Below are 24,774 nucleotides of genomic sequence, written 5' to 3' on the forward strand. Positions count from 1 at the left end.
ATTTTCCGTTCCCGGATTATTATACCAAAATCTTATAACAACCGGAAAAGCTTGTCCATTAAAAAGCTAAAAAAAGCAAGTTAATCAGATACCCTGATTATCCTGGCTCCCAGGGCGGTATATTTCTGTTCTATTTTTTCATAGCCCCTGTCGATATGTTCCACACCCTCAATCACAGAACCGTTTTCTGCGGCAAAGGCGGCCAGGACCAGCGCGGCACCTGCCCGCAAATCCGTAGCCATAACCGGCGCTCCGGTCAGCTTCTTTACCCCCCTGACAATGGCCGCCTGCCCTTCCACTTTTATGTCGGCACCCATGCGCAGGAGCTCACTTACATGTTTAAAGCGGTTCTCAAAAATTGTTTCGGTAATCACGCTGGTTCCTTCCGCCAGGCAGGCCAGGGCCATCATCTGGGGCTGCATATCGGTGGGGAAACCGGGATAGGGCAGTGTTTTTATATCTACCGGCCGCGGCCGCATGTCCCGGGCATTCAGGCGGATCCAATCATCACCCACTTCCACCTGGAAACCCATTTCCTTTAATTTGGCCAGCACGGCTTCGAGGTGTTCGGGAATAACGTTGGTTACCGTTACCTCACCACCGGTAATGGCGGCAGCAACAAGGTGCGTTCCGGCTTCAATGCGGTCGGGAATGACCGTATGTTCCACGGATTCAAGATGTTCAACCCCTTCAATGCGAATTACATCCGTCCCCGCCCCCTTGATGCGTGCCCCCATGCGGTTTAAAAAATTTTGCAGGTCAACGATCTCCGGTTCCCTGGCCGCATTCCGGATGACGGTCGTACCCCTGGCCAGCACGGCAGCCATCATAATATTTTCGGTAGCGCCCACACTGGGAACATCCAGGTGGATTTCCGCCCCCTCCAGCCGGTCTGCCACAACATTAATATAGCCAAATTTCTCCTCGATCCTGGCACCCAGGGCCCGGAGTCCCTTTAAGTGGAGGTTCATGGGCCGGGAGCCGATATTGCACCCGCCGGGGTGGGAAATCCTGACCCGGTGGAAGCGCCCCAGGAGGGGGCCCAGCACCAGGTTGGACGCCCGCATCCGGCGCATTAATTCTTCTCCCACTTCCACGGAATGGATGTGCGTGGTATCAACGGTAATGGAGTCCCCCTCTTTTATTACCCTGGCCCCGAGGTATTCCAGGACATCGCACATGGTTTCCACGTCTTTCAACGCCGGTGCCTGCCGGATGATATCCGGTGCCCCGTGCAGGAGGCAGGCGGCCAGTATGGGCAGGGTGGCATTCTTACTCCCGCTGACCCGCACGCTACCCTGCAGGGGATTACCGCCCGTAATGAAAAATCTCTCCATGCTGTCACCCCCGCTCAATCCTCACCGAGAACCTGTACCTCAAGAGCTAAAGATATCCCGAAGCGCTCGTAGACCAGCTGCTGGACCCGGTGAATCAGGGCCTGCACATCCCGGGCGGTAGCCCTCCCCAGATTAACGATAAAGTTGGCGTGGACCGTGGATACCTGAGCGTCACCCTGGCGCATGCCCTTGCACCCGGCCTGCTCAATTAACCAGCCTGCTGACTTCCCGGGAGGATTCTTAAAAACGCTGCCGGCACTGGGGTAGGACAGGGGTTGAGTGGCCTGGCGGCGGGCAAGATACTCCTCCATATCCGCCCGGATCCGTTGCGGATCCCGGGAAATGCCCCGGCAGGTCACTTCCACAACCACCAGCGAGCCGCCCAGCAAATTGCTGGTACGGTAACCGAAATTTAATTCATGGGCCTTCTTCCGCTCCAGATCGCCGGACGGGTTCATCACCATAACTTCCCGCACCAGGTCGGCCATGGAAGAACCGTTGGCACCGGCATTCATCACCACCGCCCCGCCGGCCGTTCCCGGAATACCGGTGGCGAATTCCAGGCCGCCCACACCGTTCTTTTGAGCGGCGGAAGCCAGCACGCCCAGCATGGCCCCCGCCCCTGCGGTGATGGTTGTTTCACAAACCTGTACCCTGCCGAGGGCACGGCCGATTTTTACCACCACGCCCCGGATGCCGCCATCCTTTACCAGCAGGTTGGAACCATTCCCCATAAAATAGAGGGGTAGACCGCGGTGGTGCACCCAGCTTACCAGGCGGGCCAGCTCCTTAACTCCCGCCGGTTCCACAAAGATATCCGCCGGCCCGCCGATACGCCAGGTAGTATGGCGGGCCATGGGCTCGAAAACCTTGACCTGTCCGGGTAAAAGGGCGTTCAATTCTTTATAGCCGGCTGGTGAAATCATGCTGTTTTCTCCCTCAACCTTTTCAGCAGGTCCAGCCCGCAAAGCCAGATATTACCTGCTCCCATGGTCAAAATTAAATCACCGGGGCGGGCCTCGGCGGCCAGGTAATTGACCACCTGTTCTCTGGCGGGCAGGTAAACCACAGGCGGGCGGCCGTAATTTTTTATAGCCTGGACAATCAACTGGGCATTGACCCCTTCAATAGGTGTTTCTCCGGCACTGTATATTTCATTTACTATCACCAGGTCGGCATCGGCAAAGGACCTGCCAAATTGTTCTTTTAACAAAAGCGTCCTTGTATAGCGGTGGGGCTGGAATACCACCACCAGGCGCCCGGGCTCCGTCTGGCGGGCGGCCTGCAGGGTGGCCCTGATCTCGCTGGGATGGTGGGCGTAATCATCCACCACCCGTATACCCCCCGCTTCCCCCAGCAGCTCAAACCTTCTCCTGGCGCCCCGGAACTCCCTGAGAATGGAAGCTATCAGGTTGAAATCCAGGCCCAGCCAGCGAGCGGCTGCCACCACGGCCAGGGCATTGAGCATATTATGCCTTCCGGGAACGTAAAGTTCCAGGGTACCCAGGAACCGGCCTTCATAATATACATCCCCGCGGCTGCCTCCGCTATCCAGAGATAGCTGGCGCAGGGTATAACTGGCACCGGACCCCTCGCTGCCGTAGGTTATCAGGGGGCGCTCCAGATCCCGGATTGTTTCCCGTACATTGGGATCATCAATACAGGCAACGACCAGACCGTGCTCCGGCACTTTATGCATGAACTGCCGGAAGGCTTTTTTTATCTCTTCCACCGAGCCGTAATGATCCAGGTGATCATCTTCAATATTGGTTATGATTGCGGCCAGCGGTTGCAACTTTAAAAACGAACCGTCACTTTCATCAGCTTCGGCCACCAGGTATTCCCCCCGGCCCAGCTTGGCGTTTCCACCAATATCGTTCAATTCACCTCCGATAACGATAGTCGGGTCAAACCCGCTTCTTTCCAGCACCAGGGCCAGCATGGAAGTGGTGGTGGTCTTACCGTGGGCTCCTGCCACGGCAATACCCTTTTGCCGCTGCATCAACCAGGCCAGCAGGTCTCCCCGGTGTATAACCGGTATGCCTTTTTCCCGGGCGGCCAGCAATTCGGGGTTATCCGGTTTGATCGCCGAGGAAATAACCACCAGCTGCGAGGTATCCAGGTTCCGGGAAGCATGGCCCACGTGGCAAACGGCTCCCCGTGACTCCAGCCTGCGGGTGATATCCGTGGAAGAAAGATCCGAACCGCTGATCTCATAGCCCAGATCGAGAAGGATGCTGGCCAGGCCGCTCATGCCAGCTCCACCAATACCAATAAAATGTACCCGCCGGGGTAGTGCCTGCAATGACTTTCATCTCCTTTCCGGGTCACAGCTCCTGGCCGTAGATAAAGCTTCGCGATACACCATCATACTATGCCTGAAACAAATAAGGTGTGCTTTACCGGGCTTGTCCAGCGGTATCGCCCGGTGAACCGCTTCTACTGCCGGGCCAGTTCACTTATAATTTCCACTATCTCTTCCAGCGCCCGGGGGCGCCCCAGGCGGCGGCTGGCCCGGGCCATAGCCTCCAGTTCAGCAGGCCGTTCCAGGAGCCGGGTTAGCTTCTCACACAGTACCGGCCCCGTCAAATCCTGATCCCTGATGACCAGGGCTGCGCCTTCCCTTTCCAGGGAACGGGCATTGTACTCCTGGTGATTCCCGGTGGCGTGGGGATAGGGAACGAGAATGGCCGGTAGTCCCACCGCCGTCAGTTCCGACAGGGTGGCTGCGCCGGCCCGGCAGATGGCCAGGTCGGCCGCGGCCATGGCCCGGGGCATCTCATCAAGATAAGGTACAGGGATAATATTGCCATTTTCAGGCCTGCTTAAACCCGCCTCCCCCAGCTGCTGGCAGAACTCCTTGTAATGCCGGGGACCGGTTACATGAAGAAAATAGACGCCATCCCGGTTATAAAAATGTTTTAAAACCTCAATCATGGCCCGGTTAATTGTTCTGGCTCCCTGACTTCCACCAAAGGAAAGAATCAGCCGGGCGTTTTCCGGAAGACCCATGGCCCGCCTGGCCTCGTCCTTTTGCCAGCCCATGATCTCAGGACGCACCGGAAGCCCGGTCACTTTAATCCGGGCTCTGCGGGGCATGTATTTTCGGGCCTCTTCAAAAGTCAGCGCCACCTGGTTGACAAACCGGGCCAGGAGCCTGTTGGTCAAACCGGGAAGGGCATTCTGCTCGTGAATCATGGTGGGAATGCCCATCATTACCGCCGCCAGGACCACCGGGCCGCAAACATAACCACCCGTGCCCACCACCACCTGCGGCTTGAACCCGGCCAGGATCTTCCGGGCCTGGAGAATCCCCCTGGTCGCCTGCCAGAATACCAGCAGGTTGCGCAAGGTAAGGCTGCGTTTTAAGCCGGCTGCTGGGATGGCATAAAAGGGCAGGTTCGCCCTGGGCACCAGCTCGGCCTCCAGGCCCCCTTCACGGCCGATGTAAAGAACCCGTGCTTCAGGGTACCTGGCCAGTATTCCCCGGGCAATAGCCAGGGCGGGGTAAATATGCCCACCCGTACCACCTCCGGTAACTACAAAACGCAAGGGCTCACCTCCCGTCATTTAGGGGCACTGTAGCGGGATACGTTCAACAAAATACCCACTCCCAGCAGGGTGAATACCAGAGATGTTCCCCCGAAGCTGAGAAAGGGGAGGGTGATACCGGTTACCGGCAGGGAACTTGTAACCACACCGATATTGATGATGGCCTGAATGCCCACTCCGGAAACAATACCGGCGGCCAGCAGGCTGCCAAAAGTATCCGGGGTGGTAATGGCCACTTTTAATCCCCTCCAGATGAACAGCACAAACAGCAGGATCACCAGGCAGGCGCCAATGAAGCCCAGCTCTTCCCCGATTACGGCAAAAATAAAGTCGGTCTGTCTTTCGGGCAGGTAGAGAAATTTGGAATGGCGGCCCTGCCCCAGCCCGGTCCCCAGGAGGCCGCCGGAACCAAGGGACATGAGGGAGTTTAAAATATGCCACCCCGACCCCGAGGGGTCCTTCTCGGGATCAAGAAAGGCCAGGAACCGTTTCATGCGGTAGGGTTCCGTCCAGATGGCCAGGGCCACAGCCGCTATGCCCAGAACTCCCAGGGCCCCCAGGTGCACCAGGGAAGCGCCGGCAGCAAAAAGCATCAGCACGATGGTCCCGGCCAGGGTAACGGCTGTCCCCAGGTCCGGCTGCATCAGGATCAACCCCGCGGCCATCGCCATAATTATAAGGTAGGGCAGCAGGCCCTGGCGAAAATCAGTAATCCGCTCGGGGTGCCGGGAGAGGCCGAAGGCTGTAAAAATGACCAGGCAGAGCTTGGAGAATTCCGAAGGCTGAAAGCTTAAAGGCCCGAGGTTCAGCCAGCGCTGGGCTCCCAGCTTGGAAGTGCCGATTCCCGGAATGAGCACGGCAATTAACAGGGCAAAGGCCAGGACCAGCAGTATTCCTGCCCACCTTTTCAGGTGCCAGTAATCATAATTCATCATCACGAACATACCGGTAAGGCCGATGATGGCCCAGATGGACTGGCGGACCAGGAAATGAAAAGGGTTGTTAAAGGGCGGAAACATGGCATAGTAGTAGCTGGAACTGAAAACCATCACGATGCCGATGCTCAAAAGCGTAAGTACGGTCAGGAAGAGGATAAAATCCGGTGGACGCCTGCGTAAACGCATGGATTCTCCCTGCCTTTTCCGGGTGAATGTTCAGCAAGATAATTCACTGCCCCCGGACATTTCCCGCAAGATCAATTCGTGCACCAGCTTCTTAAACATTTCCCCGCGCTCTTCGTAGCTTTTGAACATATCCCAGCTGGCGCAGGCCGGGGACAAAAGCACCACATCCCCCGGTTGGGCCGCCCGGTGGGCTTTTATGACCGCATCCCGAAAATCCCCTGCCCGGACAATCCGGCTTACGCCGGCCATCCTGGCAGCCGCTTCAATTTCCCCGGCACATTCTCCCATCACAACCAGCACCCTTACCTTTTCCTTTACCAGCTGCATAAAAGCAGTAAAGTCGTTGCCCTTATTCCTGCCCCCGGCCAGCAGTACAATTGGCTGGTCATAGGCCTGCAGGGCCTTCATGCTGGCTTCGGGATTGGTACCCTTGGAGTCGTTGATATATTTCACCCCGCCGATTTCGGCCACAAATTCCAGGCGGTGCTCCACGCCGGAAAAGTGCTGCAGGGCAGCTGCCAGCTGCTTCTCCCGGACACCCAGGACCCAGCCGCAGGCCGCGGCAGCCAGGGCGTTTTCCAGATTGTGCGCGCCTGGAATGCGCAGGGCAGTGGCCGGAAGAATGGGGTGGGTTTTGCCCTTTTCCCTGACGGCCAGGAAACCGTTGCTGAGGACTACCCCTTCTTCCAGGTTATGCCGCCGGCTGAAAAATATTACTTTTCCCGGGCAAAGGGGGGCCAGATCCCTGGTTAGGGGATCATCGTAATTTAAAACCGTATAGTCCCCGCCCCCCTGGTTGGCAAAAATGCGCGCCTTGGCCGCCACATAGTTCTCCATATTACCGTGCCGGTCCAGGTGGTCGGGGGTTATGTTTAAAATGGCCGCCACCCGGGGGCGGAATAAACTGGTGGTTTCCAGCTGGAAACTGCTGACTTCCAGGACCAGCAGGTCCCCGGGCCCGTACTTCTCCACCTCGGTAATCAGCGGCCGCCCTATATTACCGGCAACCAGGGTTCTTATGCCGGCCCCGTTAAAAATCTCACCCACCAGGCTGGTGGTAGTGGTTTTCCCGTTGGTCCCGGTAATGGCCACGATGGGCGCCCTGGCCAGCCTGTAAGCCAGCTCCAGCTCACCGGTCACCGGAATGCCCAGCTCCCGGGCCTGCATTACCGGCGGGATGGTCAGAGGAACCCCCGGGCTGACCACAACCAGGTCAAATCTGCCTGCCACCACTTCAGGGTAATGCCCCAGCACCAGTTCCACCTGCGGGGGGAGGAGGGATTGCAGGGGCGGGGAAAAAGAGTTTGCCTCCTTCCGGTCGGTCAGGACCACCCGCGCTCCCTTACCGGCCAGAAAATAGCTCACTGCTATACCGCTTTTACCTGCTCCGATTACCAGAACCCTCTGTTCTTTAAAATCCACGTCACTTACCTTCCTTCCCGCAATTTAAGCTTTATCAACCCAGCTGGTACAGGCCGGCCATTCCCAGGAAGGCCAGTATCAAGGCCCCTCCCCAGAAAGTGTAGACAACCCGCTGCTCACTCCACCCGCCCAGCTCAAAATGATGGTGCAGGGGGCTCATCCTGAACACCCTCCGGCCAAAAAGCTGGAAGGAGATGACCTGGATGATCACGGACAGGGCTTCCAGCACATAAATGCCCCCGATGATCAACAGGAATAATTCACTCCTGGTCAATACCGCCGCCGCTCCCAGGGCCCCTCCCAGGGCAAGGGAGCCGGTATCCCCCATAAATACCCGGGCAGGATGGCGGTTGTAGACGAGAAAACCCAGGCAGCCTCCCATCAGGGCGGCCAGAATAATGGCAATGCCCCATTTCTCCATTAAAAGGGAGATCAGAACGAGGGCGGCAGCCACGGGTATGGTTACTCCAGCAGCCAGGCCGTCCAGGCCATCGGTAAGATTCACCGCGTTGGCCGTGAACACCACCATCAGGACCGCAAATAAAATAAAGCCCCAGCTGTTCAATTCCAGGGTTACCCCGCCGGGAACAAAGAAACCGCTAAAGGGGATAACCACATCCGTACCCCGGCCAAAGGTGGAAACAGCCACCAGGGCCAGGAGGAAACTCAAGATGGTCTGGCCCAGGAGTTTTTCCCTGGCCCGCAGGCCCAGGGATCTCCTGAGGGCCACCTTTATATAATCGTCCAGAAAGCCAATCAACCCGAAGCCAAGGGTAACTCCCAGCAACAACAGGCCGTCGGCAAACCGGTGGGCCAGCCATAACCCGGCCACAGCCGTTCCGGCCAGGAACATAATTCCACCCATGGTAGGGGTGCCGCTCTTGGCAAGGTGAGTGGCCGGCCCATCATCCCGGACCTTCTGGCCAAACTTGAGCCGGCGCAGGAAAGGTATGGTCACGGGGCCCAAAAGAAGGGTTACGGCCAGGGAAACCAGGAAAGCCTTGCTTAAAAGCAACCACAGATCACTGTACCCCATCTCTGTTACCACCTGCAGCGGTGTTCCTCCCCTCAATATACCTGGATTACAGGTATAACCCGGCAGCCGTTGCCAGATTATGTTTTTTCCCGCGCGGATGTGTTTTGTCCCCGGATCAGGGCCTGTACGATTTCTTCCATGCGCATACCCCGGGAACCTTTAACCAGGATTACATCCCCGGGCCGGGCCAGGGTTTCCAGTATCTCCGCAGCCTCCGCGTTATTCGCACACCGGAAGACATTTTCCCCGGGCATGCCGGCTGCAAGGGCCCCGTCAGCCATAAAGCGAGCCAGGGAGCCCACCGCAACCAGGTAATCCGCCACCCCGGCCGCCTCGCTGCCTGCCCGGTAGTGGGCGGGTTGGGCTTCACTACCCAGCTCCAGCATATCTCCCAGGACGGCAATGCGGCGGCCTCCGGCTTCCCATCCGGCCAGCACCTGCAGGGCGGCACGGGTTGAGGACGGGTTGGCGTTGTAAGCATCATTCAGGATGACCAGACCCCGGCAGTTAATTTGTTCCAGCCGCATGGGTGTCAGTGCCGCACCGGCCAGCCCGGCGGCTATATCCTCCAGGGAGATGCCCAGCGCCCAGGCCACCCCTATGGCGGCCAGGGCGTTTTCCACGTTATGCCGCCCCGGTAAAGGCAGGAAAATTTCCCTTTCCTCCCCCCCGGGCACCCTCACTTTAAACCTGCTGCCACCTTTTTCCGCGCGGATATCCCTGCCCAGGATATCCGCCTCGCCATCAATACCAAAAAAGTAAACGCGCCCCCGGCAGCGGGCTGCTTCCCTGGAAATATAGGGACTGTCCCGGTGCAGGAGGGCAAACCCCCCGGGCCCGATGGCCTCCAGGATTTCCCCTTTGGCCCGGGCAATGTTGTCCACCGATCCCAGGCGTTCTATATGGGCTTCCCCGATATTGGTAATTACCGCCCCCGTGGGCCTGGCCAGCCGGCACAGGAAAGCAATTTCTCCCGGGCCCCGCATGGCCATCTCCACCACCACTGCCTGGAAGCGCTCATCGAGTTCCAGAAGGGTGAGGGGCAAGCCGATCTCGTTGTTCCGGTTGCCCGTGGTCTTCAGGGTAATAAACCGCCGCGAAAGGGCGGCCGCCACCAGGTCTTTGGTACTGGTCTTGCCGGAACTGCCGGTTATACCGATTACGGGAACCCGGTAAGCATTACGGTTATAGCTGGCCAGCCGCTGTAAAGCCGTCAGGGTGTTTTCCACCTGAATTAAAGGGACTCCCGGGTCCACACCGGGGACCATTCTCTCCACCACCGCCCCGGCTGCACCGGCGGCCAGGGCTCCGGGCACGAAATCATGGCCGTCATGCCTTTGCCCCCGGAGGGCAAAAAACAGCTCGCCTCCCGCAATACTGCGGCTGTCTATGGAAACAGCCCGGACCGGGGTACCTTCATCCCCCTGCCGGAGCTTTCCTTGAACCGCACGCGCTATTTCCCCCAGGGTCATGGTTTTCATGGTGTCTCTCCTCTAACTGGTTTTTTTAAAAGCTCATCCAGCACTTTAACTGCTTCCTCGCGGTCATCAAAGGGATAGCGGGTGGTACCGATGATCTGGTAATTTTCATGCCCCTTGCCGGCTATGATAACCGTATCCCCCGGGGCGGCATTTTCCAGGGCGAAGCGGATGGCCTCCCGCCTGTCGGGCACCACCCGGTAATCCCGGCGGACCTGCCGCGCCCCTTCTTCCACCTGGGAAATAATCCTCATGGGATCCTCGGTGCGCGGGTTATCGGAGGTAATTACCGCCAGGTCACTGAGGCGCGCCGCAATTTCACCCATAACGGGCCGCTTGGAGGGATCCCGGTCGCCACCACAGCCAAAAACGGTTATCAACCTGCCCCTGGTTATGGCCCTGGCGGTGGTCAATATATTCTCCAGCCCGTCAGGGGTATGGGCATAGTCCACCACCACGGCAAAATCCTGTCCCCGGTCAACCAGTTCAAAACGACCGGGCACATTTTCCACTGTTTCCAGGGCCTGGACCGCCAGGGGCAGGGGGACCCCCCCGGCTCCTGCCGCCGTAAGGGCGGCCAGGGCGTTGTAAACGTTGAAGTAACCGGTAAGCTTCAGGTGAACCCGGCACTCCCCCCAGGGGCTGGTAACGGTAAAGCGGGCACCCCGGGGAGTGACCCGGACCTCACGGGCCCGTACCTGCGCCCCTGCGGAAAGCCCGTAGGTATAAACGGGTACTCCCGTCACAGCCATAATCCTTTCCGCCTGCGGATCGTCAATATTTATCACAGCCAGGGCGGGCTTACCACCCCGGCCCAGATTGCGGAACAACAGCATCTTGGCCGAGAGGTAATCTTCCATATCGCGGTGAAAATCCAGGTGATCCTGGGTGATGTTGGTGAATACCCCGGCATCATACTCGCAACCGGCCACCCGGTGCAGGGCCAGGGCGTGTGAGCTCACCTCCATTACGGCCACCGTGACCCCTTCACCGACCATTTCCGCCAGCAGTCTCTGCAGGTCCAGGGATTCCGGGGTGGTATTGACCACCGGTAGAACGCGGTCACCGATCCGGTTGGCGATGGTACCGATAAGCCCCACCTTGTTCCCGGCCAGGCGGTAAATGGCCGCCAGCAGGTGAGTGGTGGTGGTTTTCCCGTTCGTACCGGTAACCCCGATCAGTTTCATTTTCCGCGACGGGTAGCCGTAGAAACGCGCTGCCAGCAGGGCCAGGGCCAGGCGGCTGTCGGGTACCCGCGCGAAGGTAACGCCGGCAGGAAGGGGAACCTCCTTCTGCACCACCACGGCTGCCGCTCCCCGGGCCAGCGCCTGTTCCACATAGAGGTGCCCGTCGGTGGTAAAACCCTCTACGGCCACAAAAAGAAAGCCGGGCTCCACCTGCCGGGAATCGCTGGAAATACCTTTAATTTCTACCTGCTGGTTGCCCCCTGTGGACAGGCAGGCCTGCCCCTCCATCAACTCGCTAAACAGCAAGTGAAATCCTCCTTCTTACCAATGGATTCCCGTGGTTATACTACCACCCCTGATCTAACTTTGCAATAGAAGCTCGTTTACCCTTTTATGGTATTATTACCAGTTCACTTACAGCTAATCAGGGCCTTTCCACAAACTCCCTCACCGGCCGGGCAATGGCAGGGGGAGCCTGGAGCGATGAGGTTCCGGGTTTAAATTCCACCCTTACCACAGTACCCCGGCGAACCCTTTCCCCGGGCCGGGGGTTCTGGCTGGCCGCTTCCCCCACCCCCACAGCCTCCAGGCGGAGGTCCATGCTTGCCAGCAGGGTGGCTACCTGGGTAATGGTCAGCCCTGTGAGGTTGGGAACGGTAACCAGCCCCTCTTTTGACTTCCCGCCGGGAGGCTGCAGGTCCAGCACCACCGATGTCCCGCTCAACACCTCGGCTCCCGCTTTGGGCATTTGGGCCTGAACAATACTCCCCTCCCCCTGGACCACAAAAGACAGGCCCGCTTCGCGCAGGATATTTTGAGCCGTTTCCAGGGGGTAATTCACCACATTGGGCACCCGGACCTTCACCGGGGGCTGATCAAAGTATACGAAGGGATCTTTAGGCTTTTCGAGGCCCGGAGTTTCAGGCACCTGCAGGTAATGCAGGGTGTCGCGAACCACTTCCCGGAATACGGGGGCAGCCACCTGGCTGCCGTAATAAATACCACCCTGGGGCTCGGCAACCATCACCAGGGCAGCCACCCGCGGGTTGTCTGCGGGGGCGAAGCCGGTGAAGGAGGCCACATATTTCCCGCTCACATAGCCGCCCCCTTCCCCCACCACCTGGGCCGTACCTGTTTTACCGGCCACCCGGTAGCCGTCAATGAAGGCGTTGCGGCCGGTACCCTTCATGACCACGGCCTGGAGCAGCTCAGCCACCTGGCGTGCTTTGTCCTGATCCAGCACGCAGCGCACAACTTCGGGCTGGAAGGTTTTGAGCACATTGCCCTCCGGATCACGGATTTCCTTAACCAGGTGGGGGCGCAGCAAAACACCGCCGTTAGCCACGGCGCAGGTGGCCGTGAGCAGCTGTATGGGCGTCACCGCAATGGACTGGCCGATGGCCATGGTGGCCAGGTTGAGGTTGGTCGCCTTTTCCTGGGGGATCATGATGCCGGAGGCTTCGCCGGGCAGGTCGATACCCGTGACCTCCCCAAATCCAAATTTCTTGATATACGAGTAAAATTTCTCCTTCCCCAGGCGCAGGCCCACCTCCACAAAGCCGGGGTTGCAGGAATTCATGACCACCTGCTCAAAGGTCTGGCTGCCGTGGCCCCCATCGGCCCAGCAGCGGATATAGCGGTCGGCAACCTTTATGTAACCCGGATCGAAAAACTGGTCATCGGGCTTAACCACTCCCTCACTGATGGCCGCCGAGGTGGTAATAATCTTGAAAGTGGAACCCGGCTCGTAATTGTACCAGATGGCCGGGTTACGGTCCCAGACCCCCTGCGGAGCGGTCATCCAGTTCTTCAGGTCAAAGGTGGGGCGGTTGCCCATGGCCAGTATTTCCCCCGTCCGGGGATCCATCACTATAATCACGGCCAGCTTGGGGCTGTATTTTTCCACCACCCGGTCCAGCTCCCGCTCCACAAACTGCTGGATGGTCCGATCCAGGGTCAGCACCAGGCTGTTTCCCTGCCGGGGGGGAATATATTTGTGCAATGCTCCGGGAACCTCGCGCCCGGTAGCGTCCTGTTCCACCACAATACGCCCGCGGGTTCCCTGCAGTTCCCGGTCGAAGGTCTTTTCAATACCAGTAAGTCCCTGGTTATCTATACCCGTAAACCCCAGCACGTGGGCGGCCAGGGAATCATATTCATAATGCCTGACGTTCTCCTCGACAAAAAAGAGGCCCGGCAGATTAAGTTCCTTTATTTTTTCTACCGTTTCGGGTTTTAACTTGCGGGCAACCCATTCGTAACACGATTTGCGGGAAAGAATCTGATACAGGTGTTCTTCTTTCATATCCAGAAGGGAGGCTAACTGTTCCGCGGTTCGCCGGGGGTCTTTTACCAGATAGGGAATGGCGTAGAGGGACTCGGTGCTGACGCTGGTCACCAGCAACTGGCCGTTCCGGTCGTAAATATCTCCTCGCCTGGCTTCCACCGGGATATCCCGCATCCTTACTTCCAGGGCCTTCTGCTGCAGCTCATCCGCCCGCACAAATTGAATCCAGATCAGCCGTCCCGTTAAAGCAACGAAGGCCGCAGCGGCCAGCAGAAACAGCAAGGTCAGCCTGCGGCGAATAACAATTCTGGTGGCACGCATATCCTTCTCCTCCAGATAGCGCCCACCCGTAAAAAGGTTTTCCAGGGCTACCCGGAGAGGCGGTGCATGACCAGGTCGGTCAGAGCCTGCAGGATCCAGTGGTGCTCACCGGCGTTACGCGACCTCTCCTCTCCGCCGGACACGGGCTTTCTGGCCGGCCTGGATTCCTGCTGGCGCTCCCGGGAGTCGCCCGTGGCTTTCACCAGCAACACCTGGTCTTCGCCCGGCTTCACCATGCCCAGGCGGGTAGTGGCCACGACCTCCACCCTTTCCAGGGAGGATAGCCTGGACACCTCCTCGGCAAGGTTCCTGGTTTCCCTTTCCATTTCGTTCAGCTCTTCCTGCAGGCGGGTTATCTGGTACCCGGTGATAAGAACCCGGGAATAGAAAATGGATATGATAATACCCAGTGCAAAAACGAGTACGATGACCAGCGCCAAGGCCAGATATTCCCGGGGTCGTTCCTGTGGCCGGGGGTAACCCGCAGGAATCGATCCTTTTTCGGGCGGGCTGTGGTAATATGGTTTTTCCCTGGCTACTATCAAAGCTTATTCACCCCCCGTATTATTTAGAACACCTGCAACTTTTCCGCCACCCGCAGGCGGGCGCTGCGGGAGCGGGGATTTGCTTCTATCTCCTCCGGCGAAGGCGTTATGCCCCCGGGAACAAGCACCCGCAAAGCCGGTTTTTGCCCGCAGGTGCACTGGGGAAAACCCGGCGGGCAGGTGCAGGGATTTGCCCGCCGGCGAAACAAATTTTTAACAATCCGGTCTTCCAGCGAGTGAAAAGTGATTACCAGAATGCGCCCCCCCGGCGCCAGCAGATCCACCGCCCGGTCCAGTGCACCGGGCAGAACTTCCAGTTCCCGGTTTACGGCAATCCTCAGGGCCTGAAAGGTACGCCGGGCCGGGTGGGGCCCGCTGCGCCTGTACCTGGCCGGAATTGCTTCTTTAATTATTTCCACCAGCTGCAGGGTGGATGTTACGGGCTCCTGCCGCCTTTTCTGCACAATAAAAGAGGCGATCCTCCTGGCCCAGCGCTCCTCGCCGTAGCGGGCAATGATGCCGGCCAGTTCCTCTTCGGGCAGTTTATTGATCAGGTCGGCGGCAGTGCAGGGTGAGGATGGATCCATGCGCATGTCCAGGGGGCCATCGTGGTGGTAGCTGAAACCCCTTTCCGGGATATCCACCTGCGGGGAGCTCACGCCCAGGTCGAAGAGCACGCCATTTACGGCAGCAATACCCAGTTCATTCAGAACCCGGGCCAAATTGACGAAATTTTCTTTCACCAGGGTCACCCGCTCCCCGTAAGGAGCCAGGCGCCGGGCGGCCGCCTCCAGGGCCAGGGGGTCCTGATCCAGCCCGATCAGGCGGCTCCCCGGGCCGCTCTTTTCCAGAATGGCCGCCGCATGTCCCCCTCCTCCCACAGTACAGTCCACGTAGGTACCCCCGTCCTGCGGGTTCAACCAGGCCACCACTTCCTCCAGCATTACCGGTTGATGCACAAAGTTCCTGTCTTCCATCCCGAACCTTCCTGAAACGTAATTCCTTTAAAGTGCGCCGTATGGCGCCGCCCTTTCCTGCGGCGTGTTAAAGCACAATTTTTTCCGCGATTTCTTCCACCTGACCGGCAGCCTGGGAATTGTAGGCCTCCCACCGCTCGGCAGACCAGATCTCCACCCTGACGGAAACACCGATGATCACGACATCTTTCTCAATACCTGCATATTCCCTCAAATTACCTGGAATAAGTATTCTGCCCTGTTTGTCTATCTCACATTCACAGGCACCGGCAAAGAAAAAACGCACAAAGGCCCGGGCGTCGGCCCTGGTCAAGGGTAGGGACCGCATTTTATTTTCCATTTCCGCCCATTCTTGAGGGGGGTAGGCGAAAAGGCATCCGTCCAGACCCTTGGTCAAAACAAACTTTTCGCCCAGGCCTTCGCGGAAGCGGGCTGGTATAATCAATCGTCCCTTGGCATCGATAGTATGCCGGTATTCTCCCAGAAACATGCCGGATGCCCCACTATGATCCACTTTGTTTCCCTTTTACTCCACATCTTACCACCCTAAATTCTGCAGGAAGAAAAAAACTCCTGCCAGTTATTAAAAAAAAATAAAAAAGCCAGCCGTGCTGGCTTCCGGATTGTTGACAAAGTGCTTCTGGGATGTGCCCTGGTTTTAGTCATCGCTCCCGGTCGTATCGCTGGCCGGGCCAAGAGGCCCCGGCTCCGGTCTTCGGCGGGTACCGGCCACATTCACACATCCTGTGTTCAGGTGGCCTCCGCGGACATCCAGTCCGCGGCCCCGCCTCATCCCGTCGCCTTGGCCTGGCCCGGCAGCGCTCACTCCAGGTCGCTCCTCCTTTAAAACCAGGGCACATGGGGAGTTTGTCAACAGCCTGTACCAACCGTGCTAGCTACGTTCGACGAAAAGAAGTCGCACCCGGGATTTCTAAAGGGGAACCGCTTCCCTCACCCGCTTTTTAAAGACCACCACCTCACGGTAACCGGCAGCTTCCAGCCACTGCCTCGCCCTTTCCCAGCCAAAGGCAACCTGGGCGGGTTGGTGCGCGTCGGAACCCGTGGATACCGGAACATGGTAGCGGCGGCAAAGCCTGAGGAACTCCAGGGAAGGGTAAATTTCCCCGGCGGGGGCGCGCAGGCCCGCCGTGTTCACTTCCACGCATACACCGCTTTCTGCAAAAACCCGGGCCGTCTCTTCATAAAGCTCCCACAGGTCCATACGGGCCCGGTAGCCGAACTTTTTAATCAGGTCCGGGTGGGCGATGACGTCAAAAAGGCCCGCGCGGGCCGCCTGCTGCACCTGCTGAAAATACTGGCGGTAAAGCTCATCGATATCCCTCCGCGAGTATTCACCCACCAGTTCCGGGTTGTCGAAACCCCATCCGTCCAGATAATGCACCGAGCCCAGAACGTAGTCAAAGGGATACCGGGCAAGGAACTGCTCCAGCTGTCTTTCGCAACCCGGTATGTAATCCGCCTCTATGCCCAGAGAAATGGTCAGACCGGGATTTTCCCGGCCGAGCCTTTGAACCGCTTCAATATACCCGGGCAGTTCTTCTTCGGCCATGGCCAGTCCCGGGTCCCGCCGGGCGGGGGGCAGCCAGTACATGGGCAGATGATCGGCAAAGCCGATGTGCCCGAGGCCCCGTTGGCGGGCCGCGGCGACGTACTCCTCCATAGTCCCCCCGGCATGCCCGCAGCGGCCGGTGTGCAGGTGCAGGTCGGGCAGCACGGTTAAAACACCCCCCGGCGGACCCGTTCCGACACCCGACGGGTAAGGCGGTAGATATGCCCGGCCAGTTCCGGTTCCAGGAGCCCGGTACCGCAGGCCGGGGTGATCAGGGACTGGCGATGCAGCAGTTCCAGGGGTATTCCCCGCCCGGCCAGTTCCCGGACAAGGGTTTGCCACAGTTCCAGCAGGCTTGCGTCGTCCTCCTCAAAGGCCTTTTCCGAGGTAGGCACGATACCCCACGCAATCACTCCGCCCTTTTCCAGGAAGCCCCTCAATTCCCGGGCGTAAATTTTCAGGGATGAGCCAAAGTTGTAGGCATCGAGATTGATGATGTCCAGGTCGCATTCGCAGAGGATGGACCAGTCTATGGCATCGCAGGAATGCACCCCGGCCAGTCCTCCCGCCCGGTGGATAAATTGAAAGATGGTGTTCAGATCGGACTTGATCATCTCCCGGGTGACGGTAATGTAACTGGACTGGCCGTAAACGCTGACTGCCGGCTCGTCCACAAAGATGATGGGCGTCCGGTTGAGGGCGGCCAGGGCCCGGGCCTGCCAGCACGCATGGGCCGCCAGGGTCTTGACCACCAGGTCCCGCAGCTGTTCCTCGTAATAGGCCAGCCGGCCCCGGCGGTTCTTCAATTGAAAGGCAATGGTCAGGGGGCCGGCCAGGTGCCCCTTCAGGTAGAGGGCCTCCCCCGTGTCCGTCGCCATTTCCTCCAGAAAGGCATAAAAGCCCGCCGCTGCCTGCCGGGGCAGGGCGAAGTACTCCAGGGCGGCGAGATCCCCTTCTTCCACGGCCAGGTAGGCCGTATAAAAATCGGCCAGCCTCTCCGGCCAGCTGGGGTTCTCATCATCAAAGACAGCCCGCTCCTCTTCCATTACCAGGAGATTAAAGTGAACCAGCGGCTGCAAAAACTGGTAAACAAAACCTTCCACCTTGCCCCTGCGGGGGAGCTGGGGCCAGTGGGGAATTTCAGGCATATTTTCTTTAATCAGGGGGAGAGCCTGTCCCGGGTCGGTAAAGGGCAGGCTCCCAATACCGGTGGCCAGGCCGCCGGGAGAAAAAGTCATAGCCAATCCCTCCTTTTAACAACGTAATTATATAACGGCCCGCTCCCGGCGTCCATCTTTTTATCCCGCCCGCAGGCAGGGGCTAGCGGCGGCTCTTCTTCTCCCGCAGGATGCGCTTCAGCTCCGGCAGCACTTCCCGGGCTGCTTTTTCCCCCTGCTCAATGCAGTAGGCATTCCGTGAGAAGTCCCAGGGTGAAACCCCGGCTAAAAGGGGGCGGATGACAATATGGGCATAATTTTGCAGCTTGACCCGGGTCACCTCGTTGCCAATGATGTCCACCGACTGGGTCAATAACTGGAAGATGTTATTGATAGACCGGTGATATTCACCTTCGTATCCCAGATCCACCCCCACCACCACATCGGCGCCAAGGAGGTGGAGCACTTCCACCGGTACGTTTTCCCGCAAGCCTCCATCGACCAGCAGCCGGTTGCCAATTTTCTTTGGTTCAAAAAGCCCCGGCACGGAACAGCTGGCCCGCACCGCCCGGGCCACCGGCACCCCGGAGATAAAAAAAATATCCCCGGGTGGAGGGCTGTAGCTCACATCCTCACTGACAAAAATAACGCGGTCCCCGGTATGAATATCCACCGAAGTAATGGCCAGCAGCCTGCTGAGCTGGCGGAATGTTCTTCGCTCCACCAGGTGTTCCACCCAGCTTTCCAGCCTGCAACCCGGCATCAACCCCAGGGGAGTGGGGATGGGAACGGGCAGGTGAAGTAAATCAAAGAAGGCTTTGGCGGCCATGGCTCCCAGATTAAAGAACATGAACCCCCCGTCATAAATATCCCGGGGACTTAATTCCAGGGCCAGTTTTTCCATCTCCCGGATGCTCCAGCCGCTGCAGTACAGGGCGGCAACTATACTGCCGGCGCTGGTTCCCGCTACCAGCTGCGGTTCAATCCCCTCCGCGGCCAGCACTTTCAAAACGCCAATATGGGCGATACCCCGCAGGAAACCGCCGCCCAGGGCCAGGCCCAGTTTAACCCCGCGCCCCATAACATAACCCCCCACTTTAACTGCGCCACTTTTTAACCATCATATTAAAGCCGGAGCTAAATGGTTCTGGCCGGCAGAGACGGCAGCGGCTCTGTGGATGGTTCCGGGCTGTCCAGGGCCTGCCGGTAAACCCGGCGCGTTTCCCCGGCAATATACTGCCAGTCATACAGGGTAAGCACCTTGCGCCGGGCACGCCGGCACATTTCCACAGCCAGGCCGGGATATAGAAGTACCCGGGTTATGTAATGGGCCAGCATATCCGGCCTGCCAGCCGGCACCCTGTACCCGTCCACCCCGTGTTCCACAATTTCAGCCAGCCCCCCGGTATCGGCTATAACCACCGGGACCATGGCCGCCATGGCCTCCAGGGCCACGATGCCAAAGGGCTCGTAAAGGCTGGGAAACACCGCCACCCGGGCCATCTCCAGAAGCCGGTTCCGCCCCAGATCATCCACAAACCCCACAAACCGGACATGGTCCTGGAGCCCCAGTTCCCGGACGCGGGCCTGCAGGTAATCGCCGTAGGGGCCCCGGCCGGCCACCAGCAGGCGGGCGTTGCTCACCTGCCTCAGGATGGCGGGCATGGCCTCCAGCAGCACCTGCACCCCTTTTTCGGGCACCAGGCGACCCAGGAATACAATATTCGGTTCCCGGTGGTAAAGATCCCGGCAGTCCGGCTCCTTCTCCCGGCCGGCAAGCAAGCTGGCCGGATCCACCCCGTTGGGAAGCACTCTTATCTTTTCCCGGCCCACGGCAAACAGCCGGCTTATTTCTTCGGCCATATATTCGCTGCAGCAGATGACCAGGCCGGCTTCCTGCACAAGCCGGTATTCCTGCTCGTGAATGCGGCGCTGCAGCGCCGTATGGATACCCCTGTTCCTCCCGTATTCCGTGGCGTGGATGGTGGCCACCAGGGGAAGATGGTACTCCACCTGCAGGCGCTCACCGGCCGCACCCACCATCCAGTCATGGGCATGAACCAGGTGCGGCTTCCCCCACCTCTCTATTATGCTCCCGGTAAGCTCCACCGCGCCCTCGTTGAACTGTTCAACCCAGCGCAGGAAGTCCCCGGCGTTGAGCTGCCCGGGCAGGAGCCGGTGCACGTGCACCCCCTGCTGGAGAGAATATGTCCCCTCCCCGGCCACGGGACCGGTAATGACGTGCACTTCATCCCCCAGCCGGGCCAGGGCCCGGGAGAGGTCGCAAACATGCCGGGCCAGGCCGCCCACGGTGGCCGGCGGATATTCCCAGGAAAGCATCAGGATGCGCAGGGACGCATCGCTTCCCCCGGTCACCCTCCCGGGAAAACGGTGGCGGCTGAAAATGCGATAATCCAGGTGGGGGAATATATTATCCCGGTACTCAATTTCCCGGAGCGTTTCTTCATCTATAGGCCCTTTTTCCAGCTGCTGCACCAGGAAGTTAAACCTGCCAATATGCTCCACCAGCCTTTCCCGGGCATATTCCACGGCCGTGCCCATTTTGAGAATAAAAGGCCAGTCACTGCTCTGGGCCAGAAGCAGCTCCCGGGCGGCCTGGTTTAAGGCCCGTTTTAACACGCCCCCGGCCTCCGGGTAAAGAGCGGCCAGGTCGACCATAACGGCTTCCGCCCGGTGGAGATGGCGGTATATCCAGTCGTTATCCTGATTCAACCACACCCGGCTGTACCCGCCCTCCCCCCAGCTGCTCAGGGAAGGTTCGACCACCTGCATATCCGGGTACAGGGACAGGTAACGGGAGGGGGTGATCATCTCGATGATATCCTGGTCAAAGCAGATTTTACGGCAGAGGAAATCTATCCACTGGGGCCCCTCGTACCACCAGTGACCGAACAATTCCGCATCATAGGGCGCGACCACCAGCGGGGGGCGGCCCATCCCGGCCCCCTGGCGGAGAACCTGCTGCTGCCGCCGGGAAAGAAAGTGCGCGGCATGTTCCGCCGCCCGTTCCCGGGCCCGATCGGGCAGATAAGGTTCTTTGCAGGAACCCGGGCCGGTAATGCGGTAGTATTTGAACCCGGTGTCCACCCGAATCACACCCCCCGGCAGGTAAGGGCGCAGGTATTCCAGGTCCAGATCAAAACCTATATCCCGGTAAAACTCCCGGTAATAGTAGTCGCCCGGATAACCCGCATGCCTGTCCCAAACCTGCCGGGAACTCTCCGGGTCCCGGCCAAAAACAGCCACTCCATTGTTACAGCTGGCCGGGGCAAACACCCCGTAGAGGGGAAGGGGGTTCCCGTTCAACAGCCCGTGGGTTTCCACGAAAAAGTACCTGATACCGAACTCTTTTAACAGCTCCTCCACGCCGGGGGCATAACCGCACTCCGGCAGCCAGAACCCCCGGGGAGGCCTGCCAAATAACCGCGTAAAAAAGTCCACCCCCACACCAATTTGAGCTCTCCTGGCCTCCCTGGTCTGCATCAGCGGCAGGTAGCCGTGGGTGGCACAGGTGGTAATCAGCTCTACCTTTCCCGTCACCCACAATTTCCGGAAAGCAGCGACCAGATCGCCCCGGTATTTATCCACGTAAGCCCGCCGGACGTCGTTTAATTTCTCCAGGTACATGGCCGCCAGGGGGTAAAAGTTATGATCCCCCGCCGTACGCCGGCACTCCGCTTCCCCCAGCCGGATCATCGCTTCCAGGTGGTCCAGGTAACGCTTTTGCAGCAGCGGGTCGGCCAGCATGGCCAAAAGGGGCGGGGAAAGGGAGATGGTCAGGTTAAAGGGAACCCCGTCCCGGTCCAGGCTATGGAGCACTTCCAGCAAAGGTATGTAGCACTCGGTCACAGCCTCAAAAAACCAGCGCTCTTCCAGGCGCTCCGGCACTTCCGGGTGCCTTACAAAGGGCAGGTGGGCATGCAGCACCAGAGCCAGGTAACCAGCAGGCATTTTGGCTTCCCCTTTCCGGTCAACAAATTAACTTCTTGACCATAAATCCGCCGAACTGTATCCTTCTTCCGGGACACCCTCCCCATCTTCGCCCGTGGTTAGCTGGAAGGGCGAATCTGCTTTTAAAAACCGGGCTACTCCCGCCACCTTCCGCGTACGGGGCGTGGTAACCCGGTTGGAGCGAACCAGGGGGTAAAATTCCCCCTCCGGCCCGTAATAGCCAATCTCGGCATAATAAGATTGTTCGGGAAGCACGTCCCGGAAATACCAGTTATCGGTGAAGGGGGGAAGGGATATTTCGCGCCAGGAGGCGCTTTCCCCACTGGAAGCGGAAATATAAAGCCGCAAAAACAAAAATTGCTCCCCTCGCAAGGACTCCCACTGCTCGCGGGACAGTTCCCAGTAACTGAAGATAACGGCAGGTTCCTGCACCATCAGCACCAGCCGGTTCTCATTGTAACAGGGCGGCAGTTCCACGGATATAACCCCCTTCAACCCTTTATCATATTTATCATACTTCACCAGCTTGTACCATTACAACCATCTCGAGTTAATTTTATTAATAATTGAAGGTTACATGTTCCTTTTTTCACATACATACCGAAAAAAATATTGTGCTAAATTGCACAATCCCCGGCAAAAAAACACCTACCTGCCTCCTTCAGCCTTTTTAGCGGCGCACTCTTTACAATAACCGAAGAATTTCAATTCGTGGTCGGTAATAACGAAGTTGTAGGCCTCCGTAACCCGCTTCTCCAGATCTTCCAGCAGGTCCTCATTAACCTCGATAATCTTCCCGCAGCCGTTGCAGACCAGGTGATGGTGGTGGTGCCCTTCGCCCCGTTCCCCACCAAATTCATAACGCTTGCGCCCATCTCCGAAGTCAATGCTGTGAATGATGTCGAAATCCAGGAAGAGTTCCAGAGTACGGTAAACAGTAGCCAGCCCCACGTCAGGAGCTTTTTGCTTGACCAGGTTATAAATTTCTTCCGCGCTCAAATGCTTGTCCTTATTTTCCAAAAGCACGCGCAGGATATGTTCCCTGCGCGGCGTAAGCCTGGAATCGCCGGCGCGGAGCTTCTCTTCCACTTCATCGATGACCTTCTGCATTTTAGCTCACCCCGCCACCAAACCCTTGGTGTAAGTATAATGAACATAATGAAAAAAGTCAATGGGGGCCCGTTCTACAGGCCCCCGTTTTTTTATTCTGGCCGGGCGGGCACTAGCGCAGGTACCGCAGGTAGCGCGGCTGCCGCCGCAGGCGCCGGCGCACCATTATTTTTCTCAAGCGCAGGGATACCACCAGGACAAGGGCCCCCAGGAGCCAGACAGGCCAGCGCCTGATGGCACTTACCTTCACGTCGTTGGCCGCTACCAGCTCCACCCGCCCCAGCTCTTTACCTTCCCCGGTAATAACCAGTTCCCCCAGCTCCTGGCCCCGGGTTATGGGGGCTTTCAGGTCCCGGTGCATGACAACCTGCCGTTCAACGGACGGCTCCCGGCCGGCGGGGAGATTAACAAACAGGCTGTTCCCGGCAACCACTTCGACTTTTTCAGCCCCCCCGGTCACGGAATAGGATGATATCTTCTCTCCCCTGTCCACCATTTTCACAGGCGTGAAGGCCGAAAAACCGTAATCGAGCAGGGACCTGGCATCACTGTAAACAGCAGCCCCCTGGCTTTTCATAATTACGGCAATCAGCTCCCGGTTGCCGCGCCGGGCGGCAGCTACCAGGCATTGCCCCGCCTCAACGGTATAACCGGTCTTAATTCCGATGGCTCCCTCGTAGCTGGAGAGGAGCCGGTTATGATTCCAGAGGTGCTCCTGGGGCGGTCCCTTGCTTCTATCCGCGTCCGGGCGGTGAATCTGCTTCAGCCGGGTGGAAACAATGGTCCTGAAAGTGGGGTTCTGCATGGCATACCTGGCAATCAGGGCCAGGTCGTGGGCAGTGGTGTAATGTTGCGGGTCGGGAAGGCCGTTGGGATTGCGGAAATTGCTTTCCTTTGCCCCAATGGAGCGGGCCTTTTCGTTCATCAGCGTCGCAAAAGCAGGAACCGACCCGGCAACATGCTCAGCAATGGCCACCGCAGCATCATTGGCTGAAGCCAGCAACAGGGCGTAAAGAAGGTCCTCCATGGTGACCCTTTCACCTTCCTGCAGGCCGATGGCAGAACCTTCCACCAGGGTGGCCTTTCGGGAAACGGTAACCACCTCATCCAGGCGGGAACGCTCCAGGGCGATGATCGCGGTAAGAATCTTGGTTGTACTGGCCGGGTACATGGGCTGGTCGGCATTTTTCTCGTATAAAATCTGACCGTTCCGGGCATCCATCAATACAGCCGCTTTTCCCGTAACCTGCGGTGTTGGTGGTGATGCTGGCGAAGCTGCCCGCGCCTCCTCAGCCAGTAAAAGCATCAAACAACAAAAAAAGATCAACCACCAGCGACGCATAATTTACTCCTCTTTTAGTATGAACAACTTTTAGATAATTATGGGTTGGCGGAAATCAAGCGACTTTATTATATTCAAATTTTAGCCTGTTTTCAACAGAAATTTGCAAGCTAATCCCCCTTTCCGGGGAAATACTAATTATAGACCCGGGAAAGGAGGGAATTAAATTAATATGGACCTTCAGGGTGTACAGCTGGCCACTTTAAACGATGTCCAGATCAGCCAGCTGCAGGAAGCGGAAAAAAAATTGAATGCCGGCCGTCAGGGCAGGGAAATAATTCTTCTGGCCTTTACCCGCGAATCATAAGGGTAGACATTCTGGTCGGCCCGTCCCGGAAGGAGCGGGCCGCTTCCTTT

At 58.3% G+C, this 24,774-nt stretch carries 21 protein-coding genes; 1 reads left to right on the plus strand and 20 read right to left on the minus strand.

The annotated features are described in order from the left end of the window. Positions 1 to 80: 80 nt before the first annotated feature. The 20 genes from murA to BR83_RS0104750 all read right to left on the minus strand — a co-directional run bounded on the left by murA (position 81) and on the right by BR83_RS0104750 (position 24,417). Positions 81 to 1,337 carry a UDP-N-acetylglucosamine 1-carboxyvinyltransferase gene (gene murA / locus BR83_RS0104655; RefSeq protein ID WP_027356099.1) on the minus strand — a complete coding sequence of 419 codons (1,257 nt, stop codon included), beginning with the start codon at positions 1,335 to 1,337 and terminating at the stop codon, positions 81 to 83. A 14-nt stretch (positions 1,338 to 1,351) separates the two neighbouring features. Further along, complete coding sequence (gene murB / locus BR83_RS0104660; RefSeq protein ID WP_027356100.1) at positions 1,352 to 2,263, minus strand: UDP-N-acetylmuramate dehydrogenase; 912 nt, start codon at positions 2,261 to 2,263, stop codon at positions 1,352 to 1,354. Then, complete coding sequence (gene murC, locus BR83_RS0104665; RefSeq protein WP_027356101.1) at positions 2,260 to 3,642, minus strand: UDP-N-acetylmuramate--L-alanine ligase; 1,383 nt, start codon at positions 3,640 to 3,642, stop codon at positions 2,260 to 2,262. Before murC ends, murB begins: the two co-directional genes overlap by 4 nt. Positions 3,643 to 3,776: 134 nt before the next feature. Beyond that, positions 3,777 to 4,889: an undecaprenyldiphospho-muramoylpentapeptide beta-N-acetylglucosaminyltransferase gene (gene murG / locus BR83_RS0104670; protein ID WP_027356102.1), complete on the minus strand. Its 1,113-nt coding sequence runs from the start codon at positions 4,887 to 4,889 to the stop codon at positions 3,777 to 3,779. A gap of 14 nt (positions 4,890 to 4,903) precedes the next feature. After that, on the minus strand, positions 4,904 to 6,013 hold the full coding sequence (gene ftsW / locus BR83_RS0104675) for a putative lipid II flippase FtsW (RefSeq protein ID WP_027356103.1): 1,110 nt from the start codon (positions 6,011 to 6,013) through the stop codon (positions 4,904 to 4,906). A gap of 30 nt (positions 6,014 to 6,043) precedes the next feature. Next, positions 6,044 to 7,435, minus strand: a complete 1,392-nt coding sequence (murD, locus tag BR83_RS0104680; RefSeq protein WP_027356104.1) for a UDP-N-acetylmuramoyl-L-alanine--D-glutamate ligase — start codon at positions 7,433 to 7,435, stop codon at positions 6,044 to 6,046. Positions 7,436 to 7,469: 34 nt separating this feature from the next. Beyond that, positions 7,470 to 8,471 carry a phospho-N-acetylmuramoyl-pentapeptide-transferase gene (gene mraY, locus BR83_RS0104685; protein WP_027356105.1) on the minus strand — a complete coding sequence of 334 codons (1,002 nt, stop codon included), beginning with the start codon at positions 8,469 to 8,471 and terminating at the stop codon, positions 7,470 to 7,472. A gap of 77 nt (positions 8,472 to 8,548) precedes the next feature. Continuing rightward, entirely contained in the window at positions 8,549 to 9,952 is a 1,404-nt protein-coding gene (locus BR83_RS0104690; protein ID WP_027356106.1) for a UDP-N-acetylmuramoyl-tripeptide--D-alanyl-D-alanine ligase, read from the minus strand. Continuing rightward, positions 9,949 to 11,442, minus strand: coding sequence for a UDP-N-acetylmuramoyl-L-alanyl-D-glutamate--2,6-diaminopimelate ligase (locus BR83_RS0104695; protein ID WP_027356107.1), 1,494 nt, complete (start codon positions 11,440 to 11,442; stop codon positions 9,949 to 9,951). Before BR83_RS0104695 ends, BR83_RS0104690 begins: the two co-directional genes overlap by 4 nt. Positions 11,443 to 11,560: 118 nt before the next feature. Then, complete coding sequence (locus BR83_RS0104700; RefSeq protein WP_027356108.1) at positions 11,561 to 13,744, minus strand: stage V sporulation protein D; 2,184 nt, start codon at positions 13,742 to 13,744, stop codon at positions 11,561 to 11,563. 47 nt (positions 13,745 to 13,791) lie between these two features. Continuing rightward, positions 13,792 to 14,289, minus strand: coding sequence for a cell division protein FtsL (locus BR83_RS16345; RefSeq protein ID WP_051617896.1), 498 nt, complete (start codon positions 14,287 to 14,289; stop codon positions 13,792 to 13,794). Positions 14,290 to 14,312: 23 nt separating this feature from the next. After that, on the minus strand, positions 14,313 to 15,266 hold the full coding sequence (gene rsmH, locus BR83_RS0104710; RefSeq protein ID WP_027356109.1) for a 16S rRNA (cytosine(1402)-N(4))-methyltransferase RsmH: 954 nt from the start codon (positions 15,264 to 15,266) through the stop codon (positions 14,313 to 14,315). 67 nt (positions 15,267 to 15,333) lie between these two features. Next, positions 15,334 to 15,756 (minus strand): division/cell wall cluster transcriptional repressor MraZ, encoded by a 423-nt coding sequence (gene mraZ, locus BR83_RS0104715; protein ID WP_027356110.1) that lies wholly within the window; start codon positions 15,754 to 15,756, stop codon positions 15,334 to 15,336. Positions 15,757 to 16,197: 441 nt separating this feature from the next. Further along, positions 16,198 to 17,001, minus strand: coding sequence for a histidinol-phosphatase (locus tag BR83_RS0104720; RefSeq protein WP_027356111.1), 804 nt, complete (start codon positions 16,999 to 17,001; stop codon positions 16,198 to 16,200). A 2-nt stretch (positions 17,002 to 17,003) separates the two neighbouring features. After that, positions 17,004 to 18,074, minus strand: a complete 1,071-nt coding sequence (locus tag BR83_RS0104725; protein ID WP_027356112.1) for a uroporphyrinogen decarboxylase/cobalamine-independent methonine synthase family protein — start codon at positions 18,072 to 18,074, stop codon at positions 17,004 to 17,006. Positions 18,075 to 18,156: 82 nt separating this feature from the next. Then, entirely contained in the window at positions 18,157 to 19,074 is a 918-nt protein-coding gene (locus tag BR83_RS0104730) for a patatin-like phospholipase family protein (protein ID WP_027356113.1), read from the minus strand. A gap of 56 nt (positions 19,075 to 19,130) precedes the next feature. Further along, positions 19,131 to 21,965 carry a 1,4-alpha-glucan branching protein domain-containing protein gene (locus BR83_RS15075; protein ID WP_051617898.1) on the minus strand — a complete coding sequence of 945 codons (2,835 nt, stop codon included), beginning with the start codon at positions 21,963 to 21,965 and terminating at the stop codon, positions 19,131 to 19,133. Between the two features lie 27 nt (positions 21,966 to 21,992). Continuing rightward, positions 21,993 to 22,442 carry a DUF4912 domain-containing protein gene (locus BR83_RS0104740; RefSeq protein ID WP_027356114.1) on the minus strand — a complete coding sequence of 150 codons (450 nt, stop codon included), beginning with the start codon at positions 22,440 to 22,442 and terminating at the stop codon, positions 21,993 to 21,995. A 171-nt stretch (positions 22,443 to 22,613) separates the two neighbouring features. After that, positions 22,614 to 23,075: a Fur family transcriptional regulator gene (locus BR83_RS0104745; RefSeq protein ID WP_027356115.1), complete on the minus strand. Its 462-nt coding sequence runs from the start codon at positions 23,073 to 23,075 to the stop codon at positions 22,614 to 22,616. A 112-nt stretch (positions 23,076 to 23,187) separates the two neighbouring features. Further along, the gene (locus tag BR83_RS0104750; protein WP_027356116.1) at positions 23,188 to 24,417 is read right to left on the minus strand and encodes a D-alanyl-D-alanine carboxypeptidase family protein; all 1,230 of its coding nucleotides are present in this window, start codon (positions 24,415 to 24,417) and stop codon (positions 23,188 to 23,190) included. Between the two features lie 172 nt (positions 24,418 to 24,589). Between BR83_RS0104750 and BR83_RS17740 the strand changes: the two genes are divergently transcribed. Beyond that, the gene (locus BR83_RS17740; protein ID WP_259497669.1) at positions 24,590 to 24,724 is read left to right on the plus strand and encodes a hypothetical protein; all 135 of its coding nucleotides are present in this window, start codon (positions 24,590 to 24,592) and stop codon (positions 24,722 to 24,724) included. Positions 24,725 to 24,774: the final 50 nt, after the last annotated feature.

The organism is Desulfofundulus thermocisternus DSM 10259 (assembly GCF_000686645.1).
In the GTDB taxonomy this organism is placed as follows: domain Bacteria; phylum Bacillota; class Desulfotomaculia; order Desulfotomaculales; family Desulfovirgulaceae; genus Desulfofundulus; species Desulfofundulus australicus.